Raw genomic sequence first — 16,477 nt, forward strand, 5'->3', positions numbered from 1 at the left:
CGAAAGCGGTGTGCCATTCAACATTGACGCTGTCTGACACACCGCTTTCGCGAGCAAGCCCGCTCCCACAGGTTATGTGCCTTGATCTTAAAAAGTAGCAGGATCGATCCACGCAAAACTGTCGACGGTCACATGCCCCGCCAGCTGCCCACCCTCTCGGGCCAGCCCGCACGTAGCCATTCCCGCCGCGCGCGCCGCGTCCAGTTCCTCGACGATGTCGGACAGAAACAGGATCTGCGAAGCGTCCAGGCCAATGGCCTGGATAATGCGCTCGTAGGACTTCGATTCACGCTTGGGCCCCGAGGTGGTGTCGAAATAGCCACTGAACAGTGGTGACAGATCCCCCGCTTCCGAGCAGCCAAAGATCAGCTTTTGCGCCTGAATCGAACCGGACGAATAAACAAACAGTTTGAAGCCGTCCTGATGCCAGCGTTTGAGCGCTTCAACGGCGTCCGGGTAAATGTGGCCTTTCAACTCTCCGGTCTGATAGCCCTGCTCCCAGACCATGCCTTGCAACGCTTTCAGCGGCGTGGCTTTGCGGTCTTCGGCGATCCAGTGCAGAAGAATGTCGATCACCCGCTCGACGTCGGCGTTCGGCTCGTTGGTATCCCGGCGAACGGCGTCCAGTTGCTCGGCCACATCGGCGCGCGCGGCGTGCTGGCGAACAAAATCCGGCAAGTGTTTGGCCGCGTAGGGAAACAGCACGTCGAACACAAAACTCACCGCGCTCGTTGTGCCTTCGATGTCGGTGAGAACCGCTTTGATCGGCATCGCCTCAGTCCTCAAGACGCGGGAAGCGACTGGCGATGTCGTCGCCGGTGAAATTGGCGACCCAGCCTTCAGGATTGTTGAACAGACGGATCGCGACGAAATGCGGATGCTCGCCCATGTCGAACCAGTGCGGGGTGCCGGCCGGTACCGAGATCAGGTCGTTTTTCTCGCACAGCACGGCGTAGACGTAATCGTCGATGTGCAGGGTGAACAAGCCACGGCCGGCGACGAAAAATCGCACTTCGTCTTCGCCATGGCGATGTTCGTCGAGAAACTTGGCGCGCAATTCGGCTTTTTGCGGGTGATCGCTGTTCAGGCTGATGACATCGACGGTGATGTAACCGCGTTCAGTCATCAGCTTGTCGATTTGCTCCTGATACGCGGCGATCACTTCTTCCTGACTGGCGCCGGGCTGGATTTTCGCCGCGGCTTGCCAGCGGTCAAAACGCACGCCCTGCTCGGCCAGGGTCGAGGCGATGTCTTCGAAATGTGTCAGCACCTTGTTTGGCAAATCAGGGCTTGAGACGTGGTAAACGGACAGGCTGCTCATCAGGGCAACTCCTTAACGGTTCATGCTTTATGGTTCGAGACCGAGCGCATCTTCAACTCGCACTCGAACAAAAATTCAAAGGCCTCGATCTGCCGCAGCGCATCGCTCATGCGTGCGCCCCAGGTGTAGAGGCCGTGGCCGCGAATCAAATAGCCGACGCAATCGGGATGCGCTTCAAGCCAAGGCTGCACCTTGGCGGCGAGGCGCGCAATGTCCTGGTCGTTGTCGAAAATCGGCACACGCACCCGGGATTCGTGGGTCGACACACCACTGAAGGCTTTTTGCAGTTCGTAGTCTTCGAACTCGATGAAGTCTTGCGGCGTCAGGCGCGACAGCACCGTGGCGTTCACCGAATGCGTGTGCAGCACCGCGCCGATCTCCGGACGCCAGTTGTAGAGCTGGGTGTGCAGCAGGGTTTCGGCGGACGGTTTTTTGCCCGGTTCCAGGCTGTTGCCGGACAGATCGGTAGCCAGTACATCATCGGGGCCGAGTTGGCCTTTGTGCTTGCCGGACACCGTCAGCAGCGCTTCAGTCGGCGACAGGCGCGTCGAGTAGTTGCTACTGGTGGCCGGCGACCAGCCGCGGCCATAGAGAAAACGCCCGGCATCGATGATTTCCTGGGCGAGGTGCTCACGGGTAAGGCTCATGGCCTGTCCTCTTGCATACGTGTGGCAATGATAACGGCTGCCGCGAAGGCTGCGAGGCTGGCAATACTAAAGGTCAATGCGGGGCCGAGGGCATTCCAGTTGTAGCCGGAATACAACGCGCCCAGTGCGCCGCCGGTGCCGGCCAGTGCGGCGTACAACGCCTGGCCCTGCCCTTGTTGGCGCGCGCCGAAGCTACGTTGCACGAACTGGATGGCAGCCGCGTGAAAGCTGCCGAATGTCGCCGCGTGCAGCACTTGGGCAAACAACAGCACCCAAAGGAACTCAGCAAACGAACCGAGCAACAACCAACGCAACGCTGCCAGCAGAAAACTCGCCAGCAACACCCGTCGCACGGAGAAACGCGCGAGGATCTTGCTCATGGCCAGAAACATCAAGACTTCGGAGACCACGCCGACCGCCCACAGCACGCCGATCAGCCCACGGCTGTACCCGAGTCGCTCCAGGTGCAAGGTCAGAAAGGTGTAATAAGGACCGTGGCTCATCTGCATCAGCGCCACGCAACCGTAAAACGCCAACACCCCGGGATTGCGCAATTGCTTGAGAAAACCGTCCCCCGCCGGTCGTTCGCCCTGAACCGGTTGAGCGTTGGGCACCCACAGGCTGCTGACCACGATCCCGGCCATGATCAGCACCAGCGCCACCGGATAGATATCCAGGCTCAACCATTCGAACAACCGGCCAAGCGCGACCACGGTGATGATAAAACCGATGGAACCCCACAGGCGGATCTGACTGTAACGGTGAGTCTGGCCCTGTAAGTGCGCCAGCGTGATGACTTCGAACTGCGGCAACACCGCGTGCCAGAAGAACGCGTGCAAGGCCATGACCATTGCCAGCCAGGCGTAGGTTTTGCTGACGAAAATCAGCGAGAACGTCAGCAGCGTGCAGACCGCACCGAAGCGCACGATGGCCAGGCGTCGGCCGGTGTAATCACCGAGCCAGCCCCAGATGTTCGGCGCCACGCAGCGCATCAGCATCGGGATCGCCACCAGTTCGCCGATGTGCGCGCTGGAAAAGCCCAGGTGATCGAAGTACAGCGCCAGGAATGGCGCTGTCGAACCGAGCAAGGCGAAATAGAACAGATAGAAACTGGAGAGCCGCCAGTACGGGAGCGCCGCTGCCGTCATCAGACTGCAGCGGCTCTGAGGTCAACCATTAAAGCTGACCCAGCACCGGCGTGCTCACGCGCACGTCGGCGTTCTGCCCGCGATGACGCAACAGGTGATCCATCAGCACGATGGCCATCATCGCTTCGGCGATCGGTGTGGCACGGATGCCGACGCACGGGTCGTGGCGACCCTTGGTGACGACTTCCACCGGATTGCCATGGATGTCGATGGAACGACCCGGCGTGGTGATGCTCGAGGTTGGCTTGAGCGCCAGGTGCGCGACGATCGGCTGACCCGACGAAATGCCACCTAAAATGCCGCCCGCGTTGTTGCTGAGGAAACCTTGCGGGGTCATTTCATCGCGGTGCTCGGTGCCGCGCTGGGCAACGCTGGCAAAACCGGCGCCGATTTCCACGCCTTTGACCGCGTTGATGCTCATCAGCGCGTGAGCGAGTTCGGCATCAAGGCGGTCGAAGATCGGCTCGCCGAGGCCCGGCATTACGCCTTCAGCGACTACGGTGATCTTCGCGCCGACCGAATCCTGGTCGCGACGCAACTGGTCCATGTAGGCTTCCAGCTCCGGGACCTTGTCCGGATCAGGGCTGAAGAAAGCGTTCTCTTCCACCGAATCCCAAGTCTTGAACGGGATTTCGATCGGGCCGAGCTGGCTCATGTAGCCACGAATGACGATGCCCTGAGTGGCCAGGTATTTTTTCGCAATCGCACCGGCGGCCACACGCATGGCCGTTTCACGGGCCGAGCTGCGACCGCCGCCGCGGTAATCGCGCTCGCCGTATTTGTGGTGGTAGGTGTAGTCGGCGTGGGCCGGGCGGAACAGGTCCTTGATCGCCGAGTAATCCTTGGACTTCTGATCGGTGTTGCGAATCAACAGGCCGATGGGACAACCGGTGGTGCGCCCTTCGAACACGCCGGAGAGGATTTCGACTTCGTCGGCTTCCTGGCGCTGGGTGGTGTGGCGGCTGGTGCCGGGTTTGCGGCGATCCAGGTCACGCTGCAGATCCTCAAGGGAGATCTCCAGGCCCGGCGGGCAGCCGTCGACAATGGCGACCAACGCCGGACCATGGCTTTCGCCCGCGGTGGTGACAGTGAACAGCTTGCCGTAGGTATTGCCGGACATGCAGGACGCTCCGTGAATTCGAACCAAATACGTAATGCGCGCCAGTATACGCAGGCTACCCAACTAGTTCATCCTCGAACCTTATGGGTGCCTGCGAGTCCAACCGGCATCTTGTTCATGATGGCGTGATGATGCTGCGAGTTATAGCCTTGAGCCTTACCCTGTTTACCGGCTTTGTACAGGCCACCGTCCTACAACGCCCGATCACGTTGGACACCGGCACCGGCGAGCTTTTCGGCTCGTTATTGCTGCCAAAGTCCGACACGCCGGTACCGGTTGTCCTGATCATTTCCGGCTCCGGTCCTACAGATCGTGACGGAAACAACCCCGACGGCGGACGCAACGACAGCCTCAAGCGTCTCGCTTGGGTACTGGCCAAACACAACATCGCCAGCGTGCGTTATGACAAACGCGGCGTGGCGGCGAGCCTTGCGGCAACCCCGGACGAGCGCAATCTGTCGGTTGAAGCCTACGTGGCCGACGCCGAGGCCTGGGGCCAGAAGCTCAAAACCGACCCGCGCTTTGGCCAACTGATCCTGCTGGGCCACAGCGAAGGCGCCTTGATCGCCAGCCTCGCAGCGCCGAGCCTGGATGCCGCCGCGGTCATCTCCATGTCCGGCAGCGCCCGGCCGATCGATCAGGTGTTGCGCCAGCAATTGAGCAATCGCCTGCCGCCACCGCTGATGCTGCGCAGCAATGAATTGCTCGACAGCCTCAAGGCTGGCCACACTGACGACAACGTGCCGCCGCAGTTACAGGTGATTTTCCGCCCGAGCGTGCAGCCGTATCTGATTTCATTGTTCCGCCAGGACCCGGCGGCGGCGTTCGCCAAGTTGAAGATGCCGGCGCTGATCATCCAGGGCAGCAATGACATCCAGGTCGGCGTCGGTGACGCCAGGTTGTTGAAGGCCGCCAAACCGGACGCCGAGCTGGCGCTGATCGAAGGCATGAACCACGTGATGCGCATCGTGCCCAACGATGTAAAACGGCAATTGGCCTCTTATAAGGATCCACAATTGCCGCTGGCGGCCGAACTCGGCGCGCGAATCATCGGGTTTATTGACGGACTTCGCAGCAGTTAAGCGCCCCTAACCCTCCAGTCCTGAAAAAAACGGCCGATAAGCCTTTGTCGCCAGCGCTATGACTGGCGGCAAGCAGAGCTTGGACAGGATCTCGCCGTTATGACTGATACCCAGACTTCACCCGACACCACCGCTGAAAAAGACGCACCACCAGTGGTCGAGCTGCCGTGGGCGGACGTCCACGCCGAGCACCACAAGATGCTCCGTCTGGCGCCATTGCAAACCGACCGCAACACCGGTGGACGGCCGCTGCGCTTTGTTGAATTCGGTTACGCCGAGCGCAACAACAAGGAACACAGCCTGATGCGCATGAGCATTGCGCTGCCCGGCCAGCGCGTGCGCAAGGAACAGAATCATCTGGACGTGTGGGTCGATCACGCCACCAAGCGCGTGCATTTCGGACCTGACAGCGGTTTGCAGATCGAACCGATGAACCGTGGCATCGGTCGTTTCATGGCCGCTCAGGGCATTACCTGGGCGAAAAAGAGATGGCCCGGCTACACCGTCGACGGCACAGACCTGAACAACAAGGATGCGCTGAACGAAGACACTCGCCTGCGCCGCGATCACTTTTTGCGGATGCATGGTTTCGATGTGATCTACGCCGACGCCCAGCATTTGAAGGGCAGCGTCAAAGAAGTGCAGGTCGGTGACCTGTTGGGTGACTGGAGTACGGAAAAGCTGCAGGTCGTGGAAATTCTTGAGGCGGCGCAGATGCTCCAGCAAGCCGAGCAAAATCTTGCCGAGCAGGAAGTCAAACTCAAGAAACACGAAGAAAAGGTCAGCAAGTACAAGCGCGAAGACGCCGGGCTGCGCTTTACCATTACCTGTCTGGTGGCGTTTGCGGTGTTTCAGGCGGGGTTGTTGATCTGGATTGCGACGCACCGGTAGCAGCTTTTTGTGGCGAGGGGATTTATCCCCGTTGGGCTGCGAAGCGGCCCCAAAAAAAGGGACTGCTGCGCAGTCCAACGGGGCGGTGCGACGTTTCGATAAATCCCCTCGCCACAATGATCGCAGTTAAACGCGGGAAGCGAACAACGCCTGATGATCACGGCACTGTTGCGCCGTCAGCATGAATACACCATGCCCACCGCGCTCGAATTCGAGCCAGGCGAAGTCGACTTCCGGGTACAGCGCCGAGACGTGAACCTGGCTGTTGCCCACTTCGACAATCAGCAAGCCCTTCTCGGTCAGGTGATCCGCCGCTTCGGCGAGCATGCGACGCACCAGGTTCAAACCATCATCACCGCAGGCCAGGCCCACCTCCGGTTCGTGCTGGTATTCGTCCGGCATGTCGGCGAAATCTTCCGCATCGACGTAAGGCGGGTTCGACACGATCAGGTCGAAACGCTGACCCGGCAAACCATCGAAACCATCACCCTGAACCGTGTACACCCGCTCATCGACGCCATGGCGCTCGATGTTCTGGTTGGCCACTTCCAGTGCTTCGAACGACAGATCGGCCAACACCACTTCGGCGTTCTGGAACTCGTAGGCACAGGCGATACCGATGCAGCCGGAACCGGTGCACAGGTCGAGAATCCGCGCAGGTTCGGCGCCCAGCCACGGCTCGAAACGTTTTTCGATCAGTTCGCCAATCGGCGAACGCGGGATCAATACGCGCTCATCGACAATGAACGACATGCTGCAAAACCACGCTTCACCCAACAGGTAGGCGGTAGGAATGCGTTCTTCGATACGGCGCTTGAGCATGCGTTGCAGCTTGACCAGCTCGTCTTCTTCAAGATTGCAGTCGAGATAGCTGTCGGCGATTTCCCACGGCAAGTGCAAGGCACCCAACACCAGCTGACGCGCTTCGTCCCAAGCGTTGTCGGTCCCATGGCCGAAAAACAGATCCTCCCCATGGAAGCGGCTGACGGCCCAACGGATATGGTCACGCAGGGTACGAAGTCGGGAAGTGATCACGAGGCAAACTCCAAAAAAAACGACTGGCGATTCTAACAGCCAAAACGCGTCTCGACGACGCGGGAAAACTACCGGCGCAAATGTAGGACTATTCTATTTTTTCGGCCGGCTATTGAACAAAACGGGCCTATTGACAAGGCTGCGAGCCAGAAAAGACGGCGCCTACGATGGTAGCGATTCACAGAAGCGCTCAGCCAGAGGACAATGTCGCAAAAGCCCCACTCGAAGGAGCCCCAGAATGTCCGTTCCAAAAACGATGTTTCAACTCAGCGGCCGCGGTTATGCAGCAGCCGTTCTGAGCCATGCGACCCTTGTCATCATCGATGCCCAGAAAGAATACCTCAGCGGCCCATTGGCCTTGAGCGGCATGGATGCTGCCGTCGCGAACATCAAGCAACTGGTGGCCGCTGCCCGTGCAGCCGGCCGGCCGATCGTCCATGTCCGCCACCTCGGCACCGTCGGTGGGCTGTTCGATCCGCAAGGTGAGCGCGGTGAGTTCATCCCGGGGCTGGAACCACAGGGCGACGAAACCATCATCGGTAAATTGCTGCCGAGTGCGTTCCACGGCACCGAACTGCTGGAACGCCTGCAGAATCTCGGCTCGCTGGACCTGATCGTGTGCGGTTTCATGAGCCACTCCAGCGTCAGCACCACGGTGCGCGCCGCGAAGAACCTGGGCTTTCGTTGCACGCTGGTGGAAGACGCCTGCGCGACTCGCGACCTGCCTTACAAGGGTGGCGTATTGAGCGCAGACCACGTTCAGCAGACCGAAATGGCGATCATGGCGGACAACTTTGCCACCCTCGCACTGACTCACGGACTGATCTGATCAATGCTCGATGAGCGGTCCATGCCGCCGCTCATCCGCAAAAGCCTATCATTTGCTGTAATTGTCTTAGCCTCAGGAACATCCCGGTCAACTCCCGGTCGAAGGGCCGATACCCATTGAGGAAGGTCGGAATGAAGTTATCCGATGGTTTTGACGCTCGCCGCTTGCGGCCCAAAGGCCAACGCAACTGGCGTTTTCGAATCGGCGCGGCATTTGCTGCCTTGCTGTCGATGTGCGGTGTGTTGCTGGCGATGGCAGGCATAGCCAGCCTGCTTGGCCACGCGCCCGCCCTGGGCGAGTTGAATACCAACCGGGTCGGTTCGGCAGTGATTCTGGCGATTGGCCTGTTCGTGCTGTACCTCGGCGTGTGGCTGTGGCGTCGCTGCCGTCGCCGCTCGCGGCAGTCGCAAGAGCTGAACATCTCCCCGCACTTGATGAAAAAGCACGACTGAGCCGAGCGCTGCGCGTTTTCTCGCGCCCCATTCGCCTCGAGTTGGGTAAACTGGCCGCCCTTCGCGGAGGCTGACATGCAAGACGACGATTTTTCCCTGTTCAAAAGCGCGATCCAAGGCGTCAAGCCGATCAAACACGATCGCGCCGAAACCGGCAAACCCAAAGCTGACCGTGCGCAAATTGCCAAGTTGCGTCAGGCCGCCACCGTTCGCACCGATGCCACCACCGTTGACGGGCTGTCCGATCAGTTCGTTATCGATGTTGGCCCGGAAGACGAGCTGATGTGGGCGCGTGACGGTGTTCAGGAAAGCCAGATGCGCAAGCTCAAGATCGGGCAGATCCCGTTCGAAGGCAGCCTCGACCTCCATGGCATGAGCGTGGAAAAGGCTCGGGAAACCCTCTGGGCGTTTCTGGCCGAAGCGACCAAATTCGAAATCCGCTGCGTGCGCGTCACCCACGGCAAGGCCGTGCGTCTGGACGGCAAGCGACCGATGATCAAAAGCCACGTCAACACCTGGCTGCGCCAACATTCACAGGTACTCGGCTTCACCTCGTGCCAAGCGAAACACGGCGGCGCCGGGGCCGTTTATGTGATGCTCAAACGGACCATGATGGAAGGTCGCGACGAGTAAAGCGGTCGCCTGGCAAATTATCGGGATAACGATTTGCAATGATATGGGAGCTCCCGTAATACTTCGCAGATGGAATTTAAAGAACGACTCAAAGCAGCCCGCCAACACGCCAAGCTCAATCAGACCGAGCTTGCCGCGCGCGCCGGCCTGACGCAAACCTCTATCTCCGACCTTGAGCGCGGGAAATCGAAGGCAACAGCCTTTGCTGCCCAGATCGCTTCGGTGTGTGGCGTTTCACCGATGTGGCTGGCTGAAGGTGTCGGTGACATGCTTAAAGGCGTGTCCGATGCTGTTCCGTTGAATCGCATCCCTCCAGGCGTTTCAATGTCAGACATCCAGCCTTGGGACGACAGCACGCCCCTGGATGACGACGAGGTTTATGTCCCCTTCCTGCGTGAAGTTGAGCTGGCGGCCGGTTCAGGCCGTTTCGTGATCGCAGAAAACGACAGCGCCAGGCTGCGTTTCTTCAAGAAAGACTTGCGTCACAACAACGTGCAGTTCAACAACGCCAAGTGCGTGGTGGTGAGCGGAAACAGCATGCTCCCGGTACTGCGCGACGGCGCTACGGTTGGCATGAACGTCGGAAAGAACTCGCTGGGCGACATCGTCGACGGCGAGATGTACGCGATCAACCACAACGGCCAGCTCCGTGTGAAACAGGTCTACCGACTGCCAAGTGGGATCCGCCTCCGCAGTTTCAACCGTGACGAGCATCCAGACGAGGACTACACGTTCGCCGAGATTCAGGAGCAGCAGATTGCGATCCTGGGCCATGTCTTTTGGTGGGCGATGTACTCGCGGTAAATTCATCCAAGAGAAGCCCGCCAAGCGCGGGCTTTTTTGTACCTGAAATATAGGCGCGAAATAAAATATGGGAATACCCATTGACACAAAATATGGGAACGCCCATATTTGTTTTCAAGCCAACGGGAAATCGATCGGAAGCTGCCAGGCATCACTTCTGCCCATTCACTGAGTGGGCAGTGGGATGTAGGCCTGCATCAAACGCAAGGCTCACCAGAGCAAAAAGCGACATCAATGGACTGAGGCAAAAACCATGACTGTAGACATCAGCAACTTCACCATCGCTACCCCGCTTCCAATCTCCGACACCAACCCGATTGCGCTTGAGCTCATCGGCTGGCGGGCACTTCTCGAATGCCCCGACGTCATCTCAATGCTTGAAGATGGTTCGCTGCAGATGACGGCGCCGACACTTGGAGCCTCGAGCAAGAGCACACTACGAACCCGCTGTGAGTGGAAAGAGCCAGGTTACTGGCTGTTCTCCAGCGCAGCGGACCACTGGAACCGACAAGAAATGCGACTGACGAAGGTCAACTCGCTGCAGAAAGTCGTGATCGGCCAGATCCATGTGAAGGATTCAGAGCGACCTCCGGTAAAGGTGTTCTGGAACAAAGGAAAAATCACCATGGGGTTCCGAACCAGTTACCTCCAGGACGATCCGGTCAACTCGACGATTTTGGAGAACGTGCCGCTCGGTGCACTTTTCAAAATCAACATTCACGCCAATTCGAGCGGCGCCGTCTCTGTATCGGCTAGCTGTAACGGCGTTAAATCCACTTCCGCGATCATGCGCCTCGACAACACCTGGGACACGAAAACACTCGCCTTCCACGGTGGTGTGTACAACCAGATCGATTACTCCGACACCACCGACCCGCTAGACGGTTCTGTCTGCATCATCAGCGATCTGTCGATCACTCACGCCTGAGACGACCTGCTCGGCCTGATGAGCAAGACAGGCTTAAGGGAAGCATCACTGCTGCACCTTGGCGACAGGGTGTAGCGGGATGCGCAAACCCGAAATGACCGATTTGGGGATTCGCGCCCGCCGGCAATACAACTGCCGGCACACATACGCTACCATGTGCCCCATGTCGGGGATGAACCCTGCGTTTATTGCCACTCAGCTCGGTCATAGCGTTCAGATATTGCTATCGACCTGCACCCGATGGATCAACGCCAGCACCGACTGGGGTGAGCCCGGGAAGATTGAAAAGAGCTTGATTGGTACACAATTGGTACAGACAGAAACAGTACCCCTCTGAAACCCGTATGGAATCAGCCTCTGTGACACTGGAACAGAACTACACCGCGATTCTCGGCCAACTGGGCGAGGACGTCTCCCGCGAGGGCCTGCTCGACACGCCAAAACGTGCCGCCAAAGCCATGCAGTACCTCTGCCGCGGTTATGAACAAACACTGGAAGAGGTCACCAACGGTGCCTTGTTCAGCTCCGACAACAGCGAAATGGTGCTGGTGAAGGACATCGAGCTCTACTCGTTGTGCGAACACCACCTGCTGCCGTTTATCGGCAAGGCTCACGTCGCCTACATCCCGAGCGGCAAGGTATTGGGCCTGTCGAAAGTCGCGCGGATCGTCGATATGTACGCCCGCCGCCTGCAGATCCAGGAAAACCTCAGCCGCCAGATCGCCGATGCGGTCCAGCAAGTCACCGGCGCCCTGGGCGTTGCGGTGGTGATCGAGGCCAAGCACATGTGCATGATGATGCGCGGTGTGGAGAAACAGAATTCGTCGATGATCACGTCGGTGATGCTGGGTGAGTTCCGCGAAAACGCGGCTACTCGCAGCGAGTTTCTCAGTCTGATCAAGTAATTTGCGGCAGAAGAAAACCGGCATTCATCGCCGGTTTTTTTTCGTCCGTGAAAATCAGGTAAGCTGCGCGCCTTCTGTTTGCCCCTGTGAGGCTTATACCGTGTTCGTTAAAGCACTTCGTGTCGGCCTTGGCCAACTGATCATCTTCATCGACTTCATTACCCGCCCAGGCAAAAAGCAGCGCCCTGCCGCCGCTCAGGCTCAGGTCGAGACGGCCGCCAAGGACCTGACCCTGTATCAGTTCCACGCCTGCCCGTTCTGCGTGAAAACCCGTCGCACCCTGCGCCGCTTGAACGTGCCGGTGGCCTTGCGCGACGCGAAGAACAACGAACAGGATCGCCAGGCCCTGCTGGAACAGGGCGGCAAGATCAAGGTGCCGTGCCTGCGCATCGAAGAGAATGGCCAGACGACCTGGATGTATGAGTCCAAGGTGATCATCGATTATCTGGACAAGCGGTTTGCCGCCGCCTGAAACCGTACAGATTTCGGATAAAAATAAACCGGCCCATTGGCCGGTTTATTTGTTTTTGCACCCTTCGCACCAGCAGCCTCAAGCCGCTTTTGCCGCCAGGGCCTGACGCAGCACCGCTGCCAACCTTTTGAGCCCTTCGTCCAGCCGTGCCGGATCGATGTGACTGAAGTTCAGGCGCAAATGCCCCGGATTGCTGTCCGGCTCGGGGAAGAACGGCTCGCCCGGCATGAACGCCACATCCGCTGCCAGTGCAGCCTTGAGCAGCGTACGCGTGTCCAGCGGCTGCTTGAGCGTCAGCCAGAAAAACAGCCCACCCTGCGGCACATTCCAGTCCGCCAAATCCGCAAAATGCGTTTCCAGGGCTGACTGGAACGCGTCCCGACGAACCCGGTAGAAGTCCCGCAGCTCGCTCAAGTGATGCTGGAATTTGTCGGTGCCGATCCACTGCAGCGCTTGCCACTGGCCCAAGCGATTGGTGTGCAGGTCGGCCGATTGCTTGAGTTTCAGCAAGTGCGGGAAGAGATCCGGACTGGCGATCAGATAACCGATTCGCAATCCGGGCAACAGGGTTTTCGATACGGTGCCGGTGTAGATCCAGCTGGCCTTTTTCAAGCGACTGACAATCGGCGTGGCGCTGCCGCCATCAAACGTCAGCTCGCGGTAAGGCTCGTCTTCGATCAAGGTCACGCCGAACTCATCGAGCAATGCTGCCACGGCATCGCGTTTGGCTTCGCTGTAGCGCACGGCCGAAGGATTCTGAAAAGTCGGGATCAGGTAGATGAACGCCGGACGGTGTTTCTCCAGACGAGTACGCAACTGCGCCAGGTTCGGGCCATCAGCCTCCAGCGGGACAGTGATGCAGTCGGCGCCGAACAGCTGAAAAATCTGCAACGCCGCCAGATAAGTCGGCGCTTCGAGCAAAATCTCGGTGCCGTTGTCGATGTACAGCTTGGCCGCCAGATCGAGGGTTTGCTGGGAGCCGCTGACCACTAACACCTGACTCGCCTCGCAGGGTACGCCCAGCGCCCGCGCCTCTGCTGCCAGCGCTTCACGCAGCGCCGGCTCACCTTCGCTCATGCCGTATTGGCCCATGGACAGCGGCATGTCGGCCCACTCGACTTTTGGCAGCATGGCTTCGGCGGGCAAGCCGCCGGCGAACGACATTACTTCCGGGCGCTGGGCGGCGGCGAGAATTTCACGGATCAAAGAACTTTTAAGGCGCGAGACACGTTCGGAAAATGCCATGGGGGGTCACCGGTAGCGAGGCCTGAGGAAAATGAGTCAAACTGATTGACCGAAATTACGACAGACCGGACGGATACGTCAACATGCTTGACCTTAAAAACTCTGCGACTCAGCAACAGGCGATGGAAGCGTTTTTCTTCGGTTATCAGGCATTCACCGCGAAAGCCGACGAAATGCTCGAGCGGCGCGGTTTGAGCCGGGTGCATCAGCGCATTGTGTTTTTTATCGCGCGCTACCCGAACTTGAGCGTCAAGGAGTTGCTGGCGTTGCTCGGGGTAACGAAGCAGGCGCTGAACATTCCGCTGCGCCAGTTGGTGGAGATGCATCTGGTGAACAGTGTCGCGTCCGAAACCGACAAGCGTAAGCGGTTGCTGGAGCTGACCGACGATGGTGCGCGGTTTGAGCAGTCGTTGCGGCGTGAGCAGGTGAAATTGCTGGAGCGGGTATTTGCCGAGGCCGGGGAGACGGCGGTGAATGGGTGGCTGGCGGTGAATCTGGCTTTAGGAAAAACCCAAGCGCCAACCGAGTAACCGATCGTCTATAGCCGATATATCCCGATCAACAAACTTTTCGTCTACAAAATCAAAAACATTATTTGCTTTATTTGTATACAAAAGCATAATCCACTTCGTGCGAGTTCCTGACCAAGAGGTCAACAAATTCGCAAGTACCTCAAAGGGTCGCTGCCACCCTCATGGGTCCGGCCCTGGAAATAACAATAAAACTCTTGAGGAGTATTCGCTGTGGAAAGCCGCAAATCCGAAGCCCCGACGCTGGAACTCTCGCCGCCATTACGCAATGGCTGGCTGGAGCGCATCTTCAAACTCAGCTTGCATGGCACCACGGTGAAGACCGAGTTGATTGCCGGTCTGACAACCTTCATCACCATGGCCTACATCATCTTCGTCAACCCCAACATCATGGCCGACGCCGGGATCGATCACGGTGCCGCGTTCGTCGCTACTTGCATCGCCGCCGCGTTGGGTTGCCTGTTGATGGGCCTGTACGCCAACTGGCCGGTCGGCCTTGCGCCGGGCATGGGCCTGAACGCCTTCTTCACTTACACCGTGGTCGGCACCATGGGCTACAACTGGGAAACCGCCCTTGGCGCGGTGTTCGTGTCCGGTGTGTTGTTCATGTTCCTAACCTTTTCGCGGATCCGCGAATGGCTGCTCAATAGCATCCCGGTCAGTTTGCGTTTTGCCATGGGCGCCGGTGTAGGCCTGTTTCTGGGGCTGATCGGCTTGAAAACCGCGGGCATCGTGGTCGACAGCCCGGCCACCCTGATCAAGCTCGGTTCCCTGCGCGAACCTGGCCCGCTGCTGGCCGCCATCTGCTTCCTGATGATTGCCGTGCTCAGCTACCACAAAGTGTTCGGTGCAATTCTCATCAGTATCATCACCGTGACTCTGGCCGGTTGGGGCCTGGGCCTGGTGCACTACGAGGGCATCATGTCTGCCCCGCCGAGCCTGGCACCAACCTGGATGGCGATGAATGTCGCCGGCGTATTCAACGTCAGCATGATCAGCGTGGTACTCGCTTTCCTCTTCGTGCACATGTTCGACACCGCCGGCACCCTGATGGGCGTCGCCCAGCGCGCCGGTCTGGTGAATGCTGACGGCAAAATCGAAAACCTCTCCCGCGCTATGAAAGCCGACAGTGCTTCCAGCGTATTTGGTGCGGTGGTCGGTGTTCCGCCAGTCACCAGCTACGTGGAAAGTGCCGCTGGCGTAGCGGCAGGTGGTCGGACTGGTCTTACCGCCGTGACCGTAGGTGTGCTATTTATTGCCGCAATGTTTTTCGCACCGCTGGCTGGCATGATCCCCGCTTACGCAACCGCCGGTGCGCTGATTTATGTAGCGATGCTGATGATGGGCGGCATGGCGCACATCGAATGGGACGAAGCGACCGACAGCATTCCGGCGATCGTTACCGCGATCATGATGCCGCTGACCTTCTCGGTCGCCGACGGCATTGCGCTGGGCTTCATCACTTACGTGGTACTGAAAGCCTGTACCGGTAAGCACAAGGAAATTTCCGTCAGCCTGTGGGTGCTCTGCGCGATCTTCATCGCCAAGTTCATTTTCTTGTAAGCCGTCTACGTTTCAAAAACAGTGTTTCAAAACAGCCTCACCCCGTCGGGTGAGGCTTTTGTGCAAATGGAGGAAAGTGATGAGTCTGGAAACCTGGCTGCTGTTCAGCGGCGCTGCGCTGGTGGTAATCCTGATCCCGGGGCCACTGTCTTTGCTGATGATCAGCAACAGTCTGAATTTCGGTTTGCGTCGTTCTTACCCGGCGTTTCTGGGTGGCGTGATTGCGTCGATCTGCTTGCTCAGTGCGTCGGCGCTGGGTTTGGGCGCCTTGCTGCTGGCATCGGAACAGTTGTTCAGCGCGCTGAAGATCGTCGGGGCGCTGTACCTGTTCTACCTGGCCTGGCAGAGCTGGCAGCAATCACGCCAGCCCTCCCACGGCGCTGAAGTGCCCCAGGCTGCGCCGGTTCCGCGCTTTCGTGCACTGTTCGGGCGCGCGTTTATGTTGGGCGCCAGCAACCCGAAAGACATTTTGTTCTTCGCCGCTTTCCTCCCGCAATTCCTCAGTGCCGAGCAGCCGTTCCTGCCGCAGTTGCTGATGATGATTGCGACCTGGACCGTGCTGGATTTGCTGTGCAAGTTGGCTTATGGGCTGGGTGCTCACGGGGCGGCGCGGTATCTGCGCAGCGGCAAGGGACAGAGCTGGTTTAACCGGGTGAGTGCGGGGTTGTTCAGTGGTGCCGGTGCTGCGTCTCTGTTGAGCCGTTAGTAAAGCAAGATCAAAAGATCGCAGCCTCGTTTCACTCGATGTAGTGGTTCAGTTTTTTTGAACCGCTCTGTAGGAGCATTAAGCCGCTTGCTGCTCAAACAGCGCAGGCGGCAGGTGGTTCGAAGCGGAATGGCAACGGCGATGGTTGTAATGTGAGATGAAGCCC

At 58.8% G+C, this 16,477-nt stretch carries 19 protein-coding genes and 1 pseudogene; 13 read left to right on the forward strand and 7 right to left on the reverse strand.

All coding sequences use genetic code 11. From position 1 onward, the window contains the following. Positions 1–87: 87 nt before the first annotated feature. The 5 genes from mtnC to aroC are packed head-to-tail and all read right to left on the reverse strand — an operon-like array spanning position 88 to position 4,236. Complete coding sequence (mtnC, locus tag KGB23_RS29260; protein ID WP_223433589.1) at positions 88–771, reverse strand: acireductone synthase; 684 nt, start codon at positions 769–771, stop codon at positions 88–90. Between the two features lie 4 nt (positions 772–775). Beyond that, positions 776–1,321, reverse strand: a complete 546-nt coding sequence (locus KGB23_RS29265) for a 1,2-dihydroxy-3-keto-5-methylthiopentene dioxygenase (RefSeq protein ID WP_046047491.1) — start codon at positions 1,319–1,321, stop codon at positions 776–778. Positions 1,322–1,341: 20 nt separating this feature from the next. Beyond that, positions 1,342–1,968: a methylthioribulose 1-phosphate dehydratase gene (locus KGB23_RS29270; RefSeq protein ID WP_223433590.1), complete on the reverse strand. Its 627-nt coding sequence runs from the start codon at positions 1,966–1,968 to the stop codon at positions 1,342–1,344. After that, positions 1,965–3,116 carry an MFS transporter gene (locus KGB23_RS29275; protein ID WP_223433591.1) on the reverse strand — a complete coding sequence of 384 codons (1,152 nt, stop codon included), beginning with the start codon at positions 3,114–3,116 and terminating at the stop codon, positions 1,965–1,967. The genes KGB23_RS29270 and KGB23_RS29275 overlap by 4 nt, the downstream gene beginning before the upstream one ends. Before the next feature lie 28 nt (positions 3,117–3,144). Next, positions 3,145–4,236, reverse strand: coding sequence for a chorismate synthase (gene aroC / locus KGB23_RS29280; RefSeq protein ID WP_129436940.1), 1,092 nt, complete (start codon positions 4,234–4,236; stop codon positions 3,145–3,147). An 83-nt stretch (positions 4,237–4,319) separates the two neighbouring features. On the opposite strand from aroC, the gene KGB23_RS29285 reads away from it, so the two are divergent. Further along, on the forward strand, positions 4,320–5,318 hold the full coding sequence (locus KGB23_RS29285) for an alpha/beta hydrolase (protein WP_150656304.1): 999 nt from the start codon (positions 4,320–4,322) through the stop codon (positions 5,316–5,318). Positions 5,319–5,417: 99 nt separating this feature from the next. Next, on the forward strand, positions 5,418–6,209 hold the full coding sequence (locus KGB23_RS29290) for a hypothetical protein (protein ID WP_223433592.1): 792 nt from the start codon (positions 5,418–5,420) through the stop codon (positions 6,207–6,209). A gap of 126 nt (positions 6,210–6,335) precedes the next feature. Here the strand turns inward: KGB23_RS29290 and prmB are convergent, their stop codons facing one another. After that, positions 6,336–7,244, reverse strand: coding sequence for a 50S ribosomal protein L3 N(5)-glutamine methyltransferase (prmB, locus tag KGB23_RS29295; RefSeq protein ID WP_223433593.1), 909 nt, complete (start codon positions 7,242–7,244; stop codon positions 6,336–6,338). Positions 7,245–7,482: 238 nt separating this feature from the next. Here prmB and KGB23_RS29300 point away from each other — a divergent pair, with 238 nt between their 5' ends. The 8 genes and pseudogenes from KGB23_RS29300 (at position 7,483) to KGB23_RS29335 (ending at position 12,267) form a co-directional block, all read left to right on the forward strand. After that, positions 7,483–8,073: a cysteine hydrolase family protein gene (locus KGB23_RS29300; protein ID WP_223433594.1), complete on the forward strand. Its 591-nt coding sequence runs from the start codon at positions 7,483–7,485 to the stop codon at positions 8,071–8,073. Positions 8,074–8,204: 131 nt separating this feature from the next. After that, positions 8,205–8,525 carry a hypothetical protein gene (locus tag KGB23_RS29305; RefSeq protein WP_033057147.1) on the forward strand — a complete coding sequence of 107 codons (321 nt, stop codon included), beginning with the start codon at positions 8,205–8,207 and terminating at the stop codon, positions 8,523–8,525. 75 nt (positions 8,526–8,600) lie between these two features. Further along, positions 8,601–9,158 (forward strand): Smr/MutS family protein, encoded by a 558-nt coding sequence (locus KGB23_RS29310; protein ID WP_008146127.1) that lies wholly within the window; start codon positions 8,601–8,603, stop codon positions 9,156–9,158. 69 nt (positions 9,159–9,227) lie between these two features. Beyond that, on the forward strand, positions 9,228–9,962 hold the full coding sequence (locus KGB23_RS29315; RefSeq protein ID WP_223433595.1) for an XRE family transcriptional regulator: 735 nt from the start codon (positions 9,228–9,230) through the stop codon (positions 9,960–9,962). A gap of 253 nt (positions 9,963–10,215) precedes the next feature. Next, complete coding sequence (locus tag KGB23_RS29320; RefSeq protein WP_223433596.1) at positions 10,216–10,890, forward strand: polysaccharide lyase family 7 protein; 675 nt, start codon at positions 10,216–10,218, stop codon at positions 10,888–10,890. Positions 10,891–10,984: 94 nt separating this feature from the next. After that, a pseudogene (locus KGB23_RS29325) lies at positions 10,985–11,227 on the forward strand (site-specific integrase); the annotation flags it as partial. Between the two features lie 22 nt (positions 11,228–11,249). Beyond that, on the forward strand, positions 11,250–11,795 hold the full coding sequence (folE, locus tag KGB23_RS29330; RefSeq protein ID WP_010456659.1) for a GTP cyclohydrolase I FolE: 546 nt from the start codon (positions 11,250–11,252) through the stop codon (positions 11,793–11,795). Positions 11,796–11,895: 100 nt separating this feature from the next. Further along, complete coding sequence (locus KGB23_RS29335) at positions 11,896–12,267, forward strand: glutathione S-transferase N-terminal domain-containing protein (protein WP_129436949.1); 372 nt, start codon at positions 11,896–11,898, stop codon at positions 12,265–12,267. A gap of 78 nt (positions 12,268–12,345) precedes the next feature. On the opposite strand, the gene KGB23_RS29340 is transcribed toward KGB23_RS29335, so the two are convergent. Continuing rightward, the gene (locus KGB23_RS29340) at positions 12,346–13,512 is read right to left on the reverse strand and encodes a PLP-dependent aminotransferase family protein (RefSeq protein ID WP_223433597.1); all 1,167 of its coding nucleotides are present in this window, start codon (positions 13,510–13,512) and stop codon (positions 12,346–12,348) included. An 83-nt stretch (positions 13,513–13,595) separates the two neighbouring features. Here KGB23_RS29340 and KGB23_RS29345 point away from each other — a divergent pair, with 83 nt between their 5' ends. The 3 genes from KGB23_RS29345 to KGB23_RS29355 all read left to right on the forward strand — a co-directional run bounded on the left by KGB23_RS29345 (position 13,596) and on the right by KGB23_RS29355 (position 16,311). Continuing rightward, the gene (locus KGB23_RS29345; protein WP_223433598.1) at positions 13,596–14,042 is read left to right on the forward strand and encodes a MarR family winged helix-turn-helix transcriptional regulator; all 447 of its coding nucleotides are present in this window, start codon (positions 13,596–13,598) and stop codon (positions 14,040–14,042) included. A gap of 213 nt (positions 14,043–14,255) precedes the next feature. Next, the gene (locus KGB23_RS29350; protein ID WP_150656312.1) at positions 14,256–15,605 is read left to right on the forward strand and encodes an NCS2 family permease; all 1,350 of its coding nucleotides are present in this window, start codon (positions 14,256–14,258) and stop codon (positions 15,603–15,605) included. Positions 15,606–15,684: 79 nt separating this feature from the next. Then, positions 15,685–16,311: a LysE family translocator gene (locus KGB23_RS29355; RefSeq protein WP_223433599.1), complete on the forward strand. Its 627-nt coding sequence runs from the start codon at positions 15,685–15,687 to the stop codon at positions 16,309–16,311. Positions 16,312–16,477 lie beyond the last annotated feature (166 nt).

The sequence above is a fragment of the Pseudomonas sp. GL-B-26 genome (assembly GCF_019947405.1).
GTDB lineage: Bacteria > Pseudomonadota > Gammaproteobacteria > Pseudomonadales > Pseudomonadaceae > Aquipseudomonas.

Coding starts and splice junctions, on each gene's coding strand:
- KGB23_RS29320 (WP_223433596.1), top strand. CDS start 10,216: ATGACTGTAGACATCAGCAACTTCACCATCGCTACCCCGCTTCCAATC.
- KGB23_RS29315 (WP_223433595.1), top strand. CDS start 9,228: ATGGAATTTAAAGAACGACTCAAAGCAGCCCGCCAACACGCCAAGCTC.
- KGB23_RS29265 (WP_046047491.1), bottom strand. CDS start 1,321: ATGAGCAGCCTGTCCGTTTACCACGTCTCAAGCCCTGATTTGCCAAAC.
- KGB23_RS29285 (WP_150656304.1), top strand. CDS start 4,320: ATGGGTGCCTGCGAGTCCAACCGGCATCTTGTTCATGATGGCGTGATG.
- KGB23_RS29340 (WP_223433597.1), bottom strand. CDS start 13,512: ATGGCATTTTCCGAACGTGTCTCGCGCCTTAAAAGTTCTTTGATCCGT.
- aroC (WP_129436940.1), bottom strand. CDS start 4,236: ATGTCCGGCAATACCTACGGCAAGCTGTTCACTGTCACCACCGCGGGC.
- KGB23_RS29305 (WP_033057147.1), top strand. CDS start 8,205: ATGAAGTTATCCGATGGTTTTGACGCTCGCCGCTTGCGGCCCAAAGGC.
- KGB23_RS29300 (WP_223433594.1), top strand. CDS start 7,483: ATGTCCGTTCCAAAAACGATGTTTCAACTCAGCGGCCGCGGTTATGCA.
- KGB23_RS29270 (WP_223433590.1), bottom strand. CDS start 1,968: ATGAGCCTTACCCGTGAGCACCTCGCCCAGGAAATCATCGATGCCGGG.
- KGB23_RS29355 (WP_223433599.1), top strand. CDS start 15,685: ATGAGTCTGGAAACCTGGCTGCTGTTCAGCGGCGCTGCGCTGGTGGTA.
- KGB23_RS29310 (WP_008146127.1), top strand. CDS start 8,601: ATGCAAGACGACGATTTTTCCCTGTTCAAAAGCGCGATCCAAGGCGTC.
- KGB23_RS29275 (WP_223433591.1), bottom strand. CDS start 3,116: ATGACGGCAGCGGCGCTCCCGTACTGGCGGCTCTCCAGTTTCTATCTG.
- KGB23_RS29290 (WP_223433592.1), top strand. CDS start 5,418: ATGACTGATACCCAGACTTCACCCGACACCACCGCTGAAAAAGACGCA.
- mtnC (WP_223433589.1), bottom strand. CDS start 771: ATGCCGATCAAAGCGGTTCTCACCGACATCGAAGGCACAACGAGCGCG.
- KGB23_RS29345 (WP_223433598.1), top strand. CDS start 13,596: ATGCTTGACCTTAAAAACTCTGCGACTCAGCAACAGGCGATGGAAGCG.